Here is a 17,785-nt window from a genome sequence, read left to right as displayed (position 1 = left end):
TTGTCCGACCCGGAGGTTTTCCTGACAAAGCCGCTCGCCTATTCCTACGTCCGAATGTCGACCGATATCCAGCTGAAAGGCGACAGTTTGCGAAGGCAAACGGAGCGGTCAAAGAAGTATGCCGACGATCACGATCTTCATCTAGTCGAGGACTTCAGGCTTGAGGACATAGGGGTCTCTGCGTTCAAGGGCGACAACCTCTCAACCGGCGAGCTTGGCAAGTTTCTCGAAGCGGTGAAGGCCGGACGAATTCCGAAGGGCTCGTACCTATTGGTTGAGTCGTTCGACCGCCTTTCACGTCAAAAGCTTAGTGCCGCAGTCCCTCTGTTTTTTGACATTACGTCGAACGGGATCAACCTAGTCACGTTATCAGACAATCAGCTCTACAAGGCTGGAGAAGCCGAATTCGCGCAGTTGATCATCTCGATTGCCATGATGGCACGTGCGAACGAAGAGTCAGAAATCAAAAGCCAGCGGTTGTCTGCAGCTTGGGACGCTAAGCGAAAGGCTATCGACGACAAAAAACTTACTGGACTGTGTCCGGCTTGGCTGGCGCTATCTGACGACCGGAAAAGCTTTGGTGTGTTGGAGGATCGAGCACAGATCGTCAGGCGGATATTCGAGGATAGCGCGAGTGGACAAGGGTCGTTTGTCATCACGCGCCGACTGAACGACTTGGGAACACCAGCCTTTGGTAGGTCGAATGGTTGGGTGCAGTCGTATGTCACCAAGATCATCCAGACGCGTGCGGTCTTGGGGGAATTTCAGCCTCACACCAAGCAGAATGGCAAACGGATACCGTTCGGCGACCCAATTCCGGGCTATTATCCACAAATCGTCGATGAGGAACTGTTTCTCCGAGCCCAATTCGCCAGGGGCAAGCGCCGGATAGAAGGCGGGGGCCGTAAGGGAGAAGCACTGCGCAACCTGTTCACTCACTTGGCAAAGTGCGGAAACTGCGGCTCTCCGATGCATTTCCTCAACAAGGGGTTTGGGCCGGGCGGCGGTACATATCTGAAGTGCAGTCAGGCACTACGTGGACTGGCCTGCGTTTCAACCCCATGGCGCTACCAAGATTTTGAAAGGTCGTTCTTTCTGTACGTCAGGGAGATCGATCTAGGTGAAATACTAGCGGCATCGGCCACTAAATCCGATGCAATCGCCTTGGATAATAGACTGACTTCGCTGAAGGAGAAACGCAATCAGCTAGAGGTGCAACGGGAGCGATCGTACGCTCTCATAAATCAGGCAATTTCGATCGATTTCGTGTCTGCAAAACTAAAGGAATGCGAAAACGACCTAGCCGGAGTCGACGTGCAGATCGCCGAGGTTGAGCTACAGCTGTCTGCAATCCGTGAACAGCAGTCGATTTCGCCTGACGAGGTGCACCGTTTGATTGACCAGCTTCAAGAGACCGAAGGCCCCGACGCGTTCGCGCAAAGGACAATGCTTGCCGGCCGCTTGCGTGAAATCGTCAGGGACCTGCGATTAGATGTTGAAGGCAACAAACCCCGGTTGGAGAAGGCTGAAGCGCTCTTCGATCAGGCGGGGACCGATCCGACGGAGCGTCAGCGCATTCTCGAAGTGATCCGACGAACCAACTTTGAAGCAAAGCGGTACAATCGCAGCTTCACTGTTGTTCTAGCCGACGGAGTTTCCCGCAGAATCGTGCTTAACAACGACGATCCAACGGACTTCGTCGCTGAAGTAACCGTGGATGCCGCAGGTAATCCCGCTGGCAGCGAACGTTGCATGGACCTGGAAACCCTTTTTGGATTGAGATCCGGAGGATAGGATTCCGAAAAGGATGACCGAACACTTCCACTCGGTTTGAGGCAAGCGGCAAGTTGAATGGGTATGTCCGGAAAACAACCGTTTTACGCACGAGACCGAGCTGGAATTCGCGGTATTTCAGCCTGGACTGTTCGAACCGTTTGACAGAGGTTTGCGACCCCGGTCGATGGCCTTGGTTTCGAATTGCGCCTTCAGGTCAATAAGAGCCTCACCTACTACAACCAGATGCGGCGGCGAACCAAGATCAGCCCAGAATTGCATAAAAACAACGATGATCCCTTTGCCGAAACCGGCTTCCTCCGGGACCTCACCGAGGGTGATCTTGTAGTCGTGCCCGGTCGGGCCTTCGAGTGATGCAACGCCGGCCATGTCGCCTACGTAGCGACCGACGTCATCTGAGCGTTTAAGAATTATCTCTGTAAGGAATGGCTTAAACGCATCTGGCCCTAGCTCGGCTGCGGCATAGGCGTGCGCTATTTTCGCGAGCGTCCTAAGATAATGTAGGCGGTTCACTCGGCCGAGCTTGATGCCAACATTTCTGGCGCCGGCGACACTAGCGATGGCCGCCAGGATCGGATCTGCGATCTTCTTCTCGATGTAATGCCACGCACGACCTTCCCCATCTGGAGGATCGTCCGGCACGCGCAGCATGCGTGGTGGCGGTGACTGCCAAAGGTTGAGGATAAGCGGGGCCTCGCTGAGCGGAATTACTTGCGAGCTCAAGTCTCGAATGGCTTGGCCTTTATCATTCACTTCTACGAACTCAAGGGTGACCATATTCGGACGATCCCTCTTATTTCGCGTAGGCGACTCGACCATCGCGCGGAAATGACCGAGCTGGTGTTTAAGCACCGCCTGCTCGTATGGTTGAATGATCTTCTGACAGACCTCGCAGCAAGATTTATCGAGGATCGTAGCATCTTTGCCTATCGCAAACGGGATAACGTGTTCATCAGTTAGTTTAACACCCGTAATCCCGCAGTAGATGCATTTACCAGGCGATGGGATGTTGCGAGCGCGGCTCTCGTCGATATTGTATTCCATCAAGATCATAGCGTTACCAAACATATCTGAAGAATTCTGCGCGAATTCCGAGCCCCACCGCCCTGATGGGTATGATTGTTCCGAAGGCGGTGATGTTCCGTCTAAGCCACGCTATAAATAGAATGGCATCATAGAACCGTCATCCCCTAGAACATATTCGCCATTAGCTCCTTTTCCGCTTCCTCATTTTCCAAATCGGTCCTTGATCCGTGCCGACGGCAATCCTCGCACGCCTTCAAACCCCCAAACCCAACTTTCACCATCGTCGATGGTTTATATCCCTATGAAAGATGACGAACTCACATGCTGCAAAGCCACTCACACGCCTCTCCAACCTCCATCTCGTCTCAATATGCATGCTGGTTCGACGACAAGATCGATCAGTTCATCGAAGATCACAAAGGCAGATTCGAACCCACCTCATATTGCAAACGACGGAACGGGTTTTTCATAACGATCTCGTTCGATCACAGCCGTCGCAATAAGCGGCTAGAAAGTTCCGCCCTGATCGACGGCCCACCTGCCAAAACTGAGATGGACACGTTCACCGATCTGTACAACTTGATCTGCCGGAACGTGGTTGGACGGAACTACCATCGACCGTCATTCCACGACCTCAAACCCCTAGCTATCGGTTGTCTGGACATGAATGGATCGAGATACTGGAGATCGATGGGCAAACTAGAGAACCCTCACATCCACTCGATCTGGATTTTCACCAATCAAACTAGAGAGGGATTTCAAAAGTTATTAGCCGACAAAGAACGGCTACTATCCATCAAAGAACGGTTTTCGATTCGAGAGCTAGATATCCAGCAGCTGGATCATGACCATCGAAATTCGACGGGTGAGAGTCGTGCATCGTCGTACATGGCAAAATTTATGGTGCACAATAATCACGAGCTGAAAGTCGCTGACGACTTCAGGGTGCTGCCGTTTCAGGTCGAGAAAACGTTGAACTGAGAGAGGGTTCAGGCAGGGTTCGGGGCTGTTTGTGACCTCACAGCGCAGTTGAGGGTTAGTTATAGAGGCAGCACCCAGAATTCCGATGCCCCAACCGTCACCCTGCCCTGATTTCTGGAGTTCAAGAAAGGCCCGTAAACCCGGCGCGTGTGTCTTGGTGGTCGTCTCTCAAATCTCCACGCATAACCCGCTTGGTCCTTGGTCCGTTCAGTTTTCAATCCTCATCGTCGCCATCTTCATCACCGTCGTCGGGCCACTCCTCTTGGCCGTCAACATCGACGACTTCTATCCAATCCCAGTTCTTAGCTGTGATTTCGGCCGTCAAGCGCTCCATCATCGGGATGGGGATCTTGTATCCAGGCTTCAGGAGGTCAACGAGATCACCGATCTTGGCGTTCTCCACCGTGAGGGCAAGATCGAACGACTTAGTCTGAATTCCGCGCATATTCGATGCAGTCACCTCGACATCGACAACGAACGGCCCCTCGTGGTGGGGATCGAGCGTCGCAATCCCCTCGAATTCCCAGTAGCGACCATGTCTGAAATCGGCGCAATGGATCTCGATCACCGGGCTACGGTCGGGACCGACAGCAAACTGCATCTCATGTCTGCCGACGATCGCCGGCCGAATGGAATTTGGATCGAATCGGATGCCATCGAGGAAAGTTCTTGGCTTAGGCGCAGGCGGGCCGAATATCGGATAACAGGTGAATCGGTTGTGAAGGCAGCCGCCCTTACCTGCCAATCTGAGCACTAGGCTCTCAGCTTGCAAATTCCCGATGTTCTTGACGCAAAAGGCAAAGGGAACTTGAGCGTAATGAACCTCAAGGAACCGATGAACCGAGGTAGTGTATGCAGGAACGACCTTGGTCCGATAATCACGATAACGTTCATCGTAGCTGTAGTCTCGGCGCAAGTTGAAGGGAGAATCGTCCTGCTGGCTGGGGTTCTGTCGGATCACATGCGATGCGATGACACCTTTGGCATCATCTGGCATCGGATGAACGCGAAAGATCGTCTGAGGCTGAGCCAATCCGTATTTCAGCGAGATTTCAATCTTCGGCTGGGCCGATTCCAATTCGCGAACACGTGCCTTGAGCCGCTCCACTTCCTTCTCACTGGGGCTGGGCTCCGGATCTAGCAACCAGTGATCAGGCAAGCGGCGGCACTTAAGGCCGTGGCGAGACGCAATCGCCATCGGGTTAGTGTCATTGGTTAGCAGCAGCTTGCGTTGATCAGGTACATCGACAGCGTAGAGAACTTGAGCAACAACACGATCGTCACCTTCGCCGGGATCGAGGGTGTCATATTGATCCCAATCGATACGTTTGTGACGGGTGACGGCGATAGCAACAGTCGGAGAACCTACAGCTATCGTGTGCGGTACTCCAGATTCGGCAGCATGGGCTATTAGCCGATTGAATGCCCTCGCGCGCTTGCCAAGGCGCCCATCACGTTTCCGCTTATCGATTTCGGAGTTTACCTGTGGAACGACCAAAATGAGGATGGAGTCGGTTGGATCGATCTCGTGCCACGGCATCGTTTCCAGCGGCTTGCCTTCTAGGGCAACCATGCTGTCGATGAAGACGATCGACGAATACTTTGTGTGGTCGAACGCAAGTTCCATGCTGAAGCGTATCGGCAATCCGCCGATTCGACCATGACCATCGAAAAGCGTTGGATGGGTCGTGACTGTTCACATTAGGTATCCCAGATACCATTGCCGTGGGTAGGAAGATGCCCCCCCCTAACAGAGAGGGGCAGGGCATGTGTTGATATAGCTAATTGAGTGCCAGGCCTATCAAGCAGCGAGTTGAAGACGTTCAGAGACGTCTTTGTATATACGGCCATCCGTGATCTGCATCATCACGTCCAGGGTGGTCTGACTGATCTGATACAAGATAACCGTAGTTCCCCCTGCGCTGGTTTTTGGCAGTTTAACCAACTCAAGACCGATCATGTCCATGAAAGGCCGAAGCTGGCTAATCGGATTTTGTCGAGGCCTTTGTGCACAGCAATATTGAATTGCTGCTGGATGGCGATCCGATTGGCTTTAACCCAATCGACGAACCGCGTGAGGTCCGCCTTCCCGAAGATGATTTCGGGGGTGAATGCGAAATCCTGATAGAACGGGGTTGTTGAGAGCGTCTCCATCAGCAGGATCCGCCGCGCATTCGGGTTGAGTATCAACATGGCTGCCTGGTTACGCCGCTCCGGTTCATAAATTCCGCCGCTCAAGGTCTCGGCGGTGGTGCGGTCCACCATCATTTCGAAATTGGTCACGCGTGCGCGGAAGCGGCCCCTATTGTCGAGCATGATCAGCTCAGCGGAGATCGTCTGATCATAGAAGCGTTCAATCGCGGATCGCTCATAGCTCGCGCGCTCGCTATCATTGGTGAACTCGTAGTTCCTAAAACGACGATCGATTCGCTGAAAATCGGCTTCTGACAGTGGCTCTGCCTGCATCAGCCGGTTGAGGTTGTATCTGGCACGACGCTCTTTGCCTTCGGAGAGCATACCCAATCCAAGGTGGGCGATTTCTTCGTGCGGGTCGACGTGTTCGATCTCCCATCCTTGCTGCACCTTGTAGTGCAGGAAGTTTCTCCAGAGCTGGTTCTTGGAAGCCCACTGCAATGAGATAATCGCTGCTGCGACGTCCGCAAGCGGATCGGGGCGACGAATTGGAGTAGGTATGAAATCAAGCGTCCATCCGTGGCAAGCGCTGTTGAATACGTGGGCGTTTTGCGCGTCTCTTTTTACGACGCTAAGGTCGGTTTCGAACGCGTATGTGGCAGGTGACACATGCACCTTAACCTGTTTGGGATGACGAACTCGCCCCAATTGTTGGTCACATTCGAAGTGGGTCAGCACTTGAGGGACGAACAGGCCGTAAACCGAGTCATAGAACTGTTCATCATCGGGGAACGTAATGTCCACCCCTGTGCCAATTGACGGTGATGCCAGGACGGCATGGTATTTTCTTGCCTCGACGGATGGGTTCTTGATGAATGCTATCGCGGCAGGGTTCTTGTCTGCCGTCTCGTCAGACGTGACGACAAGGCAGGCGATCTCGGGGCATTCCTCACCGATTTGCGCCGCAATGTCCTTGATCTTCTCCCTTGAATTCGAAGTGAAATAGCAGCGTTTGCCCTGCTTGATAGCGGCTCTGAAGTCGCCGACCAGGTGGGTCTCTGATGCAAACACGTGGAGCTTGCCCTTCTGCGAGCGGTACTGGTTGATTATCACCTGACTGGCCGCCGGCCCATTCCGCCGCTCGGCCCACTCTTTAATGAAATTGAATGATGTCCACGAAAGGTCAGCATCTGCAGCGATGACCCGCTTTGCTCTGGCAAGAATACAAATCAACGCGTGGACAATGTGTGGACGTTTCTCAGCTAGCGTTTGAGAAAGAAGGTGCGCAAGCACCTGCTCCGATTCGTCGATCACTACGACATCGTAGGGGCGCTCTTCGACCATTTTCAAGATACTGTCGAGACAGATCCCGTAACGCTCTCGGCGTTTGCTCTGAGGCTCGTCAACTTGGTCGTCGTGAAGGTAGCATGCAAGCCCCATTGCAGAGCACATGGAGTCAATCAAGGCACGCCGATGCCCTATGAGAAGGACGCGACCCCTTGTCGAGCCGACAATCTGCGCAAGCAGTTTCGTCTTTCCCGTGCCTTTCGGGCTTTTAATAAACGTCGTCCCGTCTTCGATGCCTATGGGGCTGATGTACTTCTCGTCGCGAAACGAGATTTTCGCGTCCTTAAACTTCTCGACGGCGCTGTTGACTGAAGGGCTCGAGCAGTCCTGGAACGCCATCTTTGCCGCCTTGTCGAAGGCATCGAAATCATAAGGTTCAGGGTACCCCTGCCAGTAGGTCACGCCGCAAGCGCTGCAATGCACCCCTTTATTGCTCTTGCTGGCGTTCTCGACAACAAATGCACTTGGATTCCTGTCATTGTGGATTGGGCAGTGAACCTCGGTTTTGGCTCCGGTGCTTGCAAGAAGAACGTCTATCCCCTGAGCAGTGCGAACCACTTGATCGGGCGGCAATTGGATCGCCGAGCGACCGGTGCCAACTAGACCAAGGGAGGTGTCTTTCCGCCCGGCGGCTGCCGTTTGGTCGATCAATTCGTCGACTAGCATCGATGGCAGCGTCATTCCTATCTCGGTGACTTGGGCTTCGGTGTTGCCGTAGAACATGCGAGCAGGATCGACCGCCTTTGGATCGCCATTGAGCTTGAGTGCAAGAGAACGGGTTGCGGCCCTTACCTCGTTAGCATCAAGCAGAGTATCCTGCAGGATGAAGACCACTCGGAACCGATGCTCCTCAGGGGTGTGGCTGCACGTCGTATATATAAATGACGCGTTTTTCTGAACGAAGGGGTGGTTCAGCGCCTCCGAAATGGTCAACCCACCGTCGATGTCCACCGACAAAACGTCGGTGGCGGTGAAGTTGTCCGCCTTACGCCGCCCGTTAAGCTCGGCACAATAGGCGTAGCCGTTCCTGATGCTAGCGATCAGTTCACTGACGGTTACCTGAGAGGGTTCGAAGCCCTCGGCCCTTGCCAGGGTATCGCCGAGTTCATCTTTGTTGATGAGGCGCTTGTTTATAGACAAGCGGAGGGGTTTGGTTGTGAAGCCATTCATTAGAATATCCTTTGATGTTGATTTTGAGTTAGGTTTTGGTGGCCCAGCGGGATGCTGGAGTTTTTTTAAATAGGAATTTTTAAAAATGTGACGCCGCTTTGTCACAAGGCTTTTGTAGCATTATTGACAGCAAAACGCAATGTATGGGGCAGTCTGACGATTTTATACTTAAGTTAAACCAATACTTTATTGGTTTAACTTATTTCGCAGAAACCGTCGAGATAACAGTGGGTTGTGCGGACCCCTGCCGCCTAAAATAGCAGGGCCGTCAGAACCCACTGCTGAGCGCTGAAAAAAGTTTGCTGCAAGATGCCTGACTTGCGTCGCGTTGACCTTCTCAGTCGTTCGACGGGATGCCCTTGTCGATCAACAAGGAAGGAGATCACAATGGCATTCGAAGGATTGAAGCTGGTCGCCACCCCGAAGCAGGAAGCGTCGGACCCCGCATCCAAGCGCCGGCAAAGGCTGGTTATGCAGATCGACCATCAGCTGTACATGGCCGAGCCTGAGAACCAGGGTCGGAAGTTCCGTGGCCGCTGGTGGACGATCGATTTGGATGGCAAGCCAACGCTGGCAATCAAGTACGGCAAGGTTCCCCTTGAGCTTGCCAAAGGCAAGCATGCGATAGCATGCACCGACATGACAGGCGTGGTCGATGCACTTCAGAAGGCCCGAGCGGCGGCCGTCGACGGTACGTTTGACGGCCAGCTTGCGACAGTGTCTGAGCAGGTCCGGGCAAGGTTCAGGAAGGGCAAGTAGATTGATATGCCTATCCCGCCATCGGCGGGATAGGCACCGCGTCAGCGGTTCGAAAGACTATTGGGGGCTAGGTAACCCGTCCCAGATTGAGTCGGCATTGGGTCACAATGGCGGGATCGAGAACTGTGGCCCAGTCGCTGTCCAGGACGTACTTTTCAATAGCCAGGTCGGGACGGTTCAACTCGTACAGCCTAGCAAGCCCTGACGTTTCGCGACTACTAATCCTCCTAAGCGTGCTCTGCGCGCCTTCATTCGTCAACATTGATCGAAGGTTTACGGGGGTGTAGCGCGTTTCTCGGATGATTCGACCACAGTGCGCCAACAGTTCGCTAGTCAGTTTCCGGTCCTGCTTTAGGCTTAGCGCCATTTGCCCCTCTGCCAGGTCGCGCGACGGTTTTGATCAGACTAGAAGCCGTCAGACGGCTTAGCGAGCGCTTTTTCGACCTGCTTTCAAGGTGGTCGGCACGGTCTCTCCTTCTAGCGGTTCTCGGAACAGCTGAGAAATGGGGATGCTCATGGCATCAGCCAGCTTGCTGAGCGTGGCAATGGTTGGGTTGCGCACCCCACGCTCCAGATATCCGACATAAGCCCGCTCAACGCCCGCCGTGAGGGCCAGGTCATCCTGTGAGATGCCTCGTTCTACCCTCAAGCGCCGAAGATTCCAGGCGACCAGTGACTGCACTTCCATTTTCAGGAAGCAAGCAGTTGCCCTTGCCCGAAACCACGTAATATAAGACCATGATTATGGGCTGAGGAGCGCTAGTCTCCTCTGGGTATCAGACCTGACGGGGGAAGAATGGACGAGACCGCATCGCCGGCCGCTACGATTGACTGTCCGTATTGCGCGGAGCCGATCAATCCTAAGTCCAAGAAATGCAAACACTGCGGCGAAATCCTCGATCCGCAAATGCGAGAAATCGAGCTTCTGAAGAGCCAGCGAAACAGCCCTCAGGTGTTCATGAACGCCGGCGGCGGAGCCGCAGCCGCGGCTGCGTCAGGGGCCGGGATCCTGAGACGCTTCCCTCACTGGTTCCATATCCTGCTGACCCTGATTACCGGAGCGCTTTGGCTCCCGGTCTACATCCTGATGTACCTGTTTCGAAACAAGCGATACTACTATTGAGGAGTTGGGCAAATGAGCATCCTTTCCGTTACCTCTCGCCATAGCCGCCTTTCTCGAAGCATCTTGTGGTCGCTTTCGATTGCTATCGTCACTCCAACCCCGCTGTTTGCCGATAGCAGCTTTCGCGGTTTCACCGTGTCGGACAGCCCTGATCAGGTCGATAAGACGGCGAAGACCGAAGGTTTTTCGGTAAAATGGCGCGCACCACTGCAAAGCGACGATAGCGAAGGCAAGCGCGCCACCCTTTTGGACGGGGATAATGCCTGCGGATGGATCTCGTTCAACGATAGCAAGATTGAGAAAATGGCGTTTGCCCCGTGCTTTTTCGGTGCAGAAGGGCTCGGACTGCGCCAAGTCACACAAGAGTTCGTCAATAAGTTTGGCGGATCGGCCGAGATAGAACCCATCTCCGGCGACGTATGCAAAGGCGCTCAGCCATTTTGCATTCAAGGGCAGAACCTCGGAAGGCGAACTCTTTCGGATAGAGGAGGGTTGCGCCAATTGGGAGCTAGAGGTCATGGTAGGGATTAAGCCAGGATCAGGTAAAGGTTTGAAGTTCTAGGATGCGAAGTCGACGGGACACGGTAAGATCTCTGTTCGCCACCAGTCGATAATGCTGAGGTCGCAGCGTATGCATGTTTTTTCAGGTGGTTTGCTAGCACGGTACTCTTGCAGGACCACGCTTCCGCTCCTGTTCTTGGTCGCGGGTGCATACACAGCAAACGCAACGGATGCACTACCTGTTGCTGAGGGAGCCTATATGAGGTCAGCCGACCTGTGTGAGCAGTTTCGCAAGGGCAACGTCGATTCCATTGAGTTCTCAGTCTCCAAGAACGGGCACTACTACGAATTCCCCGAATCCGGATGTGTGGTCGCCACCGTTAAGCCTCTGCGGACAAATCGTTACGCAGTTGATGCAGACTGCATTGAAGGCGGAGACCACTCCCAAGCGACATTCATCCTGGATGTTGAGAATCCACGAGCTGTACGAATTGACGGTGAGCAGCTGATCGCATGCGAAATAGGCAAGCCGGGTAAACGCGCCTCGTTACCTGGAATTGCAATCGTCGATCCGGTTACCGGAGATGCATCAAAGGCTGCGACGGACACGGCTGCTGCGAAGGAGGTTCCTCTTCCGAGTTTTTCGGTTCGGCCTAGTCAGGAACAGGCTACGAAAGCCGAGACCAAAAGGGTAACTCCACCGACGAAGCTCATTCGTCAGTGGGAGGCGGCTAATGAAAATTGCCGTGGCGGTTCCGGAGATGATCCTAAAACTCTCAAGGCGTGCGGTGTCAGAAGCAGGCTTGCCCGTCAGCTTGAGGCGGCGAAATGGTGCTATGGTAAGGACGGCCAATCTGGCTACCAGTACAAATGGCACCGCTGCGGGAAAGGCTCGATCCACTTCTAGAGCCGCTGCAGGGACGCTGTAGAAACTTCGATCTAGAGTTCACCAATTTCCAAACATTGAATCGACAGCCGTTCCATATTGGCGCTAGACATACGGCTGGGGTGCTCTGGGGCCATGTTTCGCGTCTTTTCCGTCTATGTTCTGCTGTTTTTCGCGTCGGCTTTGCTAGGCAGTCCGGCGCGCGCCGGCTTGCAATTCCAAGCTGGACAGACTGGCTGGGGACTGCACTACATCCTAGTGTCAGGCGATTTCTCCTATCAGGACGACCTGTCTATCTTTGAGAACCAGGTGCGATCCAATTCGGCGACCGCAGTCACATTCTCGTCTCCAGGCGGCAACATCCAGAAGGCCATGGAACTCGGCCGTCTCATTCGCAGGCTAGGTATCAATACGATCCAGTTTCGGGCGGTCGAATGTGCCTCAGCATGCTCACTTGCTTTCCTAGGTGGCGTCATCCGCTACGCTGACCCGGGCTCGATCGGCGTTCACAAATCGTCTTTCCAGGGCGATGTCGCCCTTACAACTCAGGAAGCGGTGTCCGCCGTTCAGCAAATTACCGCCGACGTCATGACCTATATGATTGAGATGGGCGTGGACCCGGCCCTACTCCAGCTTTCGCTGCAGTATGACAGCAACGACATCCGTTATTTGTCGATGAGCGAGATGGTGAAATACAGGGTTGTTACCTTCACGCCAGAGGCTGGCCAGAACCAAGTTGCGAGCCATGTACCGCCCTCCACGCCGGCGACTCAGCCGCAATCAACCACGCCATCACCGCCAGCCGCAACGCCTCCGTTAGCTGCTCCGTTGCTCGTGATCCCGGAAGCCCGCTCGGGTCGAATCGGGCACCCGAAAGGTTCCGCGCCCCTCAAGGCGCTGCCGGAGGGAAAGTCGGCCAACGTAGCTGTGCTGAGAAACGGAAGCTGGGTGGCAATCCTTGGTAACAGCGGTCGCTGGTATCGGGTCCGTGCCGGGACTCAGGTTGGCTACATGCATGACACCTGGGTACACGTCGACCAATACAACAGCGGGCCATTCGGAGAGAGGCATATTCAGGTCAAGAGCTTTGACAACTATGCTGAAGCCGAGGCTTATGTGCGCTCCGCATCGATTCCCCTAGCCGCCTATCTTGCCACGAACGGCTGGTTTGCGATCACTTTGGAAAGCACCTTTGACGAGCCGATGGCCAAAGGGCTCGTCAAGGAGATGAAGGCCAGAGGCGCGATCCCCGACGATGCCTACGCGACTTTCGGCAACACGTACGTTCGCAAGGTCTGCTGCCAGTAGCGCTGCCAAGGCACGATTAGACATTCGGTGTCGAAGTCGGTTTTTGCAGAAGGTCGCATAGGCCGGTGATGGCCTCGTCAATTCCTGCCTCGTTCCGCTTGTAGAAAACTCGCGTCCCAACCTTCGTTGCAGAGACCAATCTGGCCTCAGTGAGCCAACGCATGTGCAGGCTGACAGACTCTTGCGTGATACCAAGCCTGCCGCAGATCAGCTTGTTCGTCAGCCCGGTCTGTTGCGCGTTGGGAACGTCTGGGAAATTCAGCTCCGGCCAGTTCAGAAAATCCAGGATTTTGAGCCTGCTCTCGCACGCCAGCGCCTTAATAGTTCGAGCGTCCATTGCCGTTCACCATCAGTTTCGGATGGCGGGCTTATCTCTAAGTAAACGACTATCGACAACGGCGACAAGATAGCTTTACTGAGATTATGGCGGTCCGACTTCTCTGTTTCATTTTCCGGAGCAACGTCGACATCGGCTTATCTGTTCTGCGAATTCTAAAGGGGGGTGCAATGCCGTGGCCGGATTTCTCGGAACTGTCGTTTGGATATGGTTTTCTACGGGAGTTTGAGCGGCAGCATACGGCCGGGGGAAAATTTCCGGCCGCACCAGATTTTATTAGCCAAGCCGTCGAGGCGACCAAGGGCTATGACGTGAAGGTGCTCAAGGACAGCACGCCGGTGTATTTTCAATTTAAGCGGTCGTTTGTGCTGACCACCGCAAACGCACGAGAAATCAAGAACGGCGATTTCACTTCGACGCCGCTCTATCGTATGCATCTTCGGGAGCGAGACGGGTACCGTCAGCACAAGGCGCTCCAAGAGCTTGAGTCAAACGGCGAAGCCGTATTCTACGTCACCAGCCAGATAGAGGATGCTGACGAGTTGTCACACTGCTACCGGAAGGCAGGTATTCTCGCAAAGGCGACAGCGTTTATAGCGCCAAATGAGATTGCGCTTCCTGACATCACCAACAAGCATCACCTGACTTTCGAGGCGGATGGCGACACATTCCGGCTCTATTCCCAGCAGGGCAAAGGGTTTGAGCGGAAAGTCCCAAATTGGGGCCGCCTGCTGGAGATTTTGTCAGCTCGGCGTCGCCCAGCAGCCGCCAATCGCGAAGCCATCGAGCGATCAATAAGACTGCTTGCATCGAGGAGCCACTTTGCTAGGGAAGTGGCCGACCAGTTCAAGGATCCTGTTAAGAGAGCTTCAGTGCTCGCGTTCCTCGTGCTCGACGCTCAGCTCACCTTCTTCAAGGGGTAAAATCAGACGCTCGCCACTTTAGTGAGCAATTGGAATACTTCCGCTTCTCACCGAAGCAGTCCATCGAACAAATCACTACAACGACGAGACGTTTATTGAAGCGTTGTCTTCGAAGGCTTTCGAAACGAAAGCGGGCTATCAGGAGATAGCCATGCATCAAGAGCGAGCCGGCCCGTCGCTCAATCGTATTGGATCGGAGAAGTCAATTATTGCCTTGCTTGCGCGACAGGACAGCGCTCAAGTTCAGTCAATTTGGCCGAATGATCTCACGTGCGAGTACCTGCTCGCACCAGATAGCCGGCGGCACACCTGGCATGCGTGGCTGGCTGTCCACGGCGCGAACATTCCCGATCCAATCGGAACGCACCGGCTCTTCACCTTCGCCAAGTCCCGGCAGATTCTTGCGAATGCATTTGGCACCTGCCCCGCTGGCATGATCTCGGTGCTCGGCAAATTGGGATCAATCGCAAGGCCCAAACACGTCTATGTCGCACTTCATGCTGTACTCGCGGCTGCTGGACCGCTGGCAAATCACGTCTATCAGGCAACGGAATTCCGGGACGACGACATTCTTTCACTGGCATCAGCCTCGACGATGCCGGTGTCGAACCGAGTTTCCCGCTCGCTGCTGAAGTGCAAAATACCCGCCCCGGAGCTGGTTGAACTGCTATGGGTGATCGCACGGCTAGCACCTAGTCTCGATGAGCGGCGGCTGGTTCGAGCCATTGTTCAGGGCCGTCAGCCAGCATCCATCCTGGCCAATTTGCTCAGCCTCACGCCATTTCCCAACCCTCCGTTTGAGCAGGTTGGTGCTCTCGCTCCGATCACCACAGCAGAACAGCTTCGAAAAGCCGGGCACGAATTCGACAACTGCCTGAAGGGCGGAGAAGAACTCGCATACGCAATCACATCAATCCAATCGGGGCAGCGATACTTCTATCGATGGGATGGTGAACACCCGACGCTGCTCGCATTTTGTCGATGTGGTTCAACCGGGTGGATTTTGGCCGAGCGTTCTGGTCCAGCTAATGCCCGCGTCTCGCAAGTTACGGTCGATGAGATGGGTGAGGCGTTGGCCGGCATTCCCAACGTGCTCGTCGGAAAACGAGGCGCGGGAATGTTGGAGTGGATTTGTGCGAGATGATCTCGAAGGCCGGCGCGCCGTTGATTAGCCTGTCGCCAAAAGCTAGGAAGGCTAAATGCTTTAAAGGAGAAAGCCCTTGTCCGACGAGACCATCAATCTGATCGAATTAACCGCAGATATAGTTTCCGCATACGTCAGCAACAACCCTGTGCCGGTTGCGTCACTGCCGGACCTGATTCACAGTGTGAACCTATCATTGTCAAAGGTCGGACAACCTGTTGAGCCAGAAAAGCCCGTTCTCACGCCTGCGGTTAATCCGAAAAAGTCGGTGTTCCCCGACTACATCATCTGCCTTGATGACGGGAAGAAGTTCAAGTCGCTGAAGCGACACCTCGCCACGCATTACGGTCTCACGCCCGACGAATATCGTGTGAAGTGGGACCTAGGAAGGGACTACCCGATGGTGGCACCGAACTACGCGGCCCAACGATCAGCGTTGGCGAAGTCCAGCGGGCTCGGCCGGAAGCCGGCGCAAAAAGCGCTGGCCAGAAAGGCTCCATCCAAGCGGAAAGCCAAGGCTTAGCTGATGGTACGACAATTCGCGGAACGAACTTGATCTCGGCCAGGCGCGGGTGGCGGATCGACACCCCTTCCGCGCCACTGCGCTTTGATCTTGTCTGATTGTAATACCGCCGAGCGCAGTTGCCATCCCACTGCACATGAAGCGCGCGAAGCGATACGAGGATAGCATGACATTCCGGCGCAATGTACAACAGTACGGCAAGTGGTTCTTCGTTGCTGCTGGGCTGGCACTAGGTCTTCAGGCGAGTGTCTATTGGAACGATCGACGGATAGAACGTGATCGCCCATCAAGCCTCGCCCCACACGCATTTACTTGCAACCGCGAGATGCCTAGCAATGCAGGACTAGCGTGGGTAGAGAGATTTTGTAATGTTACTGTGGTTTCTACCAACGATGATGTGACATTTGTGCCAACGACTAATCCACGCCATTATTACTATACCTGCAACAAGTCGTCATTTATAAACGGCGATAATATGCCAATAGACGCTGATCTGACGTGGCTTAATCTATTCTGCACCCGCAATTTGAGTTTGCGGGACTAAGAGGGCTTTTGGACAAGATAAGCGTCGCTCGATTCGGTTGCGCCTCCGCACAATCAAGGATAAACGCGCGAAGACCCGGCAACCCATAAGCTTACTCGACCTGTTGGGTGTCAGGAGGTTGTCGAGTGCAGATAGCGAAGCATTGGCATCACCGCTATAGGTTGCGCGGCGAGTAAGACTTGGGTGGCGGGCTGCGAGGATAATGAGGGTAATTTTCAGCAGAAAAGGCTTCGACGGAGCGGCTGGCTGCGTTCCAAGCCCGATTGTAGATGGGCGGCCAATCAGTTTGCCGATACCGACCGAGCTCCAGCACACCAGATTCTCCGACCTTCGTGAGCCAGTTGCTCAGCTCGTTAGCGATCTTACCAAAGGCCGGGTCAACGGCGACGCGTTCTGTCACCTGGACCCCGACATTGACGATGCTGCCACGATCCGTCCAAGGCCAAGCGGTTGGCGCGGGGCTCTAGGACAGGTCGGCAATGCTCAATCCCATCTCAGGAACTCTAAGGTTGGTCGGGGTGATCTTTTCGTCTTCTGGGGTCTGTTTCAGGAAGTCGAGAAGCGGTCTGGGCGCTGGCGTTATCATGGAAGCCCCCAGCATTCGATATTCGGATGGCTGCAAGTTGCTCACGTTTTTTCGGTTGCAACCGACGGAGATCAGATTCGAGCCATGCACCCATGGCTGACCAACCATGCACATCTCCGGGACGGATGGGAGATCTTCGGCGACGCTGAGAAGCTCAAAAACACCGTTTACGTCGCAGAGGAGCGACTATCGCTGTTTCCGGATTCAAATTTGCCAGGGTTTGGGGCGCTTGCAGCGGCTCACGTGCTGTCCGCGTCTGAAAATGGGCCGAAGTCTGTATGGCGAGTTCCCGAGTGGCTTAACCCCCTTAGAGGAGGGACGGGCTTAACGTTCCATTCGGACAGCCGGTTCTCGGGCGACCTGCTTTCCACTGTAGGTAGAGGCCAGGAGTTCGTTGCCGACATTGGAGATAGATTGGAGCCTCGCGAATGGCTCCGATCAATCCTTTCGCTCCAATAAATTGGATTGCAGCCACTTCCCCACCTTCCAGTGAACTTCGCCGAGAGGAGCGACTATGGTAGTAAAAAAGCGAGGGCGACGGGAACGTGCCGGGAAAAATCATTGGGTAAACTACGATTCAAAAGGCGAGATCGTTTCGAACACGCACAAAGACGGAAATGTTACGACAACCAAATACGCGAAGTCCGGTAAAACAGTCATAAGGTCAAAGCTTGGCGGCCCTTGGTACTCGGAGAACGTG

General features: G+C 54.4%; 16 protein-coding genes. 11 read left to right on the top strand and 5 right to left on the bottom strand.

Annotated elements, in window-relative coordinates; all coding sequences use genetic code 11:
- Positions 1-1,794 (top strand): recombinase family protein, encoded by a 1,794-nt coding sequence (locus tag MESCI2_RS1000000136375; protein WP_050596731.1) that lies wholly within the window; start codon positions 1-3, stop codon positions 1,792-1,794.
- 117 nt (positions 1,795-1,911) lie between these two features.
- Here the strand turns inward: MESCI2_RS1000000136375 and MESCI2_RS0133120 are convergent, their stop codons facing one another.
- A complete protein-coding gene (locus tag MESCI2_RS0133120) occupies positions 1,912-2,838 on the bottom strand; it encodes a hypothetical protein (RefSeq protein ID WP_155936717.1) in 927 nt (308 codons plus the stop codon).
- A 303-nt stretch (positions 2,839-3,141) separates the two neighbouring features.
- On the opposite strand from MESCI2_RS0133120, the gene MESCI2_RS0133115 reads away from it, so the two are divergent.
- Positions 3,142-3,801, top strand: a complete 660-nt coding sequence (locus tag MESCI2_RS0133115; protein WP_027040241.1) for a hypothetical protein — start codon at positions 3,142-3,144, stop codon at positions 3,799-3,801.
- A gap of 214 nt (positions 3,802-4,015) precedes the next feature.
- On the opposite strand, the gene MESCI2_RS0133110 is transcribed toward MESCI2_RS0133115, so the two are convergent.
- Complete coding sequence (locus MESCI2_RS0133110) at positions 4,016-5,428, bottom strand: PIN domain-containing protein (RefSeq protein ID WP_027040240.1); 1,413 nt, start codon at positions 5,426-5,428, stop codon at positions 4,016-4,018.
- 329 nt (positions 5,429-5,757) lie between these two features.
- Positions 5,758-8,451: a plasmid replication protein, CyRepA1 family gene (locus tag MESCI2_RS0133100; RefSeq protein WP_027040239.1), complete on the bottom strand. Its 2,694-nt coding sequence runs from the start codon at positions 8,449-8,451 to the stop codon at positions 5,758-5,760.
- Positions 8,452-8,838: 387 nt separating this feature from the next.
- Here MESCI2_RS0133100 and MESCI2_RS0133095 point away from each other — a divergent pair, with 387 nt between their 5' ends.
- Positions 8,839-9,210, top strand: a complete 372-nt coding sequence (locus tag MESCI2_RS0133095; protein WP_027040238.1) for a hypothetical protein — start codon at positions 8,839-8,841, stop codon at positions 9,208-9,210.
- A 424-nt stretch (positions 9,211-9,634) separates the two neighbouring features.
- On the opposite strand, the gene MESCI2_RS0133085 is transcribed toward MESCI2_RS0133095, so the two are convergent.
- Positions 9,635-9,898 (bottom strand): helix-turn-helix domain-containing protein, encoded by a 264-nt coding sequence (locus MESCI2_RS0133085; RefSeq protein ID WP_027040236.1) that lies wholly within the window; start codon positions 9,896-9,898, stop codon positions 9,635-9,637.
- A 108-nt stretch (positions 9,899-10,006) separates the two neighbouring features.
- On the opposite strand from MESCI2_RS0133085, the gene MESCI2_RS0133080 reads away from it, so the two are divergent.
- From MESCI2_RS0133080 to MESCI2_RS01000000135980, 4 genes are all read left to right on the top strand, one after another.
- Complete coding sequence (locus tag MESCI2_RS0133080) at positions 10,007-10,333, top strand: hypothetical protein (protein ID WP_027040235.1); 327 nt, start codon at positions 10,007-10,009, stop codon at positions 10,331-10,333.
- Positions 10,334-10,345: 12 nt separating this feature from the next.
- A complete protein-coding gene (locus MESCI2_RS0133075; protein WP_027040234.1) occupies positions 10,346-10,864 on the top strand; it encodes a hypothetical protein in 519 nt (172 codons plus the stop codon).
- Positions 10,865-11,093: 229 nt separating this feature from the next.
- The gene (locus tag MESCI2_RS1000000138340) at positions 11,094-11,741 is read left to right on the top strand and encodes a hypothetical protein (RefSeq protein WP_155936716.1); all 648 of its coding nucleotides are present in this window, start codon (positions 11,094-11,096) and stop codon (positions 11,739-11,741) included.
- A 114-nt stretch (positions 11,742-11,855) separates the two neighbouring features.
- Complete coding sequence (locus MESCI2_RS01000000135980) at positions 11,856-13,028, top strand: hypothetical protein (protein WP_050596730.1); 1,173 nt, start codon at positions 11,856-11,858, stop codon at positions 13,026-13,028.
- Positions 13,029-13,044: 16 nt separating this feature from the next.
- Here the strand turns inward: MESCI2_RS01000000135980 and MESCI2_RS0133065 are convergent, their stop codons facing one another.
- The gene (locus MESCI2_RS0133065) at positions 13,045-13,365 is read right to left on the bottom strand and encodes an ArsR/SmtB family transcription factor (protein ID WP_027040233.1); all 321 of its coding nucleotides are present in this window, start codon (positions 13,363-13,365) and stop codon (positions 13,045-13,047) included.
- Between the two features lie 170 nt (positions 13,366-13,535).
- Between MESCI2_RS0133065 and MESCI2_RS0133060 the strand changes: the two genes are divergently transcribed.
- The 4 genes from MESCI2_RS0133060 to MESCI2_RS1000000139370 all read left to right on the top strand — a co-directional run bounded on the left by MESCI2_RS0133060 (position 13,536) and on the right by MESCI2_RS1000000139370 (position 17,544).
- Positions 13,536-14,288 (top strand): hypothetical protein, encoded by a 753-nt coding sequence (locus MESCI2_RS0133060; protein ID WP_155936715.1) that lies wholly within the window; start codon positions 13,536-13,538, stop codon positions 14,286-14,288.
- Positions 14,289-14,439: 151 nt separating this feature from the next.
- Complete coding sequence (locus tag MESCI2_RS0133055; protein ID WP_155936714.1) at positions 14,440-15,432, top strand: hypothetical protein; 993 nt, start codon at positions 14,440-14,442, stop codon at positions 15,430-15,432.
- 76 nt (positions 15,433-15,508) lie between these two features.
- A complete protein-coding gene (locus MESCI2_RS0133050; RefSeq protein ID WP_027040230.1) occupies positions 15,509-15,955 on the top strand; it encodes a MucR family transcriptional regulator in 447 nt (148 codons plus the stop codon).
- 746 nt (positions 15,956-16,701) lie between these two features.
- Positions 16,702-17,544: a hypothetical protein gene (locus tag MESCI2_RS1000000139370; RefSeq protein WP_197031616.1), complete on the top strand. Its 843-nt coding sequence runs from the start codon at positions 16,702-16,704 to the stop codon at positions 17,542-17,544.
- Positions 17,545-17,785 lie beyond the last annotated feature (241 nt).

The sequence above is a fragment of the Mesorhizobium ciceri WSM4083 genome (genome assembly GCF_000519305.1).
Taxonomy (GTDB): domain Bacteria; phylum Pseudomonadota; class Alphaproteobacteria; order Rhizobiales; family Rhizobiaceae; genus Mesorhizobium; species Mesorhizobium ciceri_B.
The sequence above is the reverse complement of the archived record's forward strand: the minus strand, read 5'-3'. Positions and strand labels throughout refer to the sequence as shown.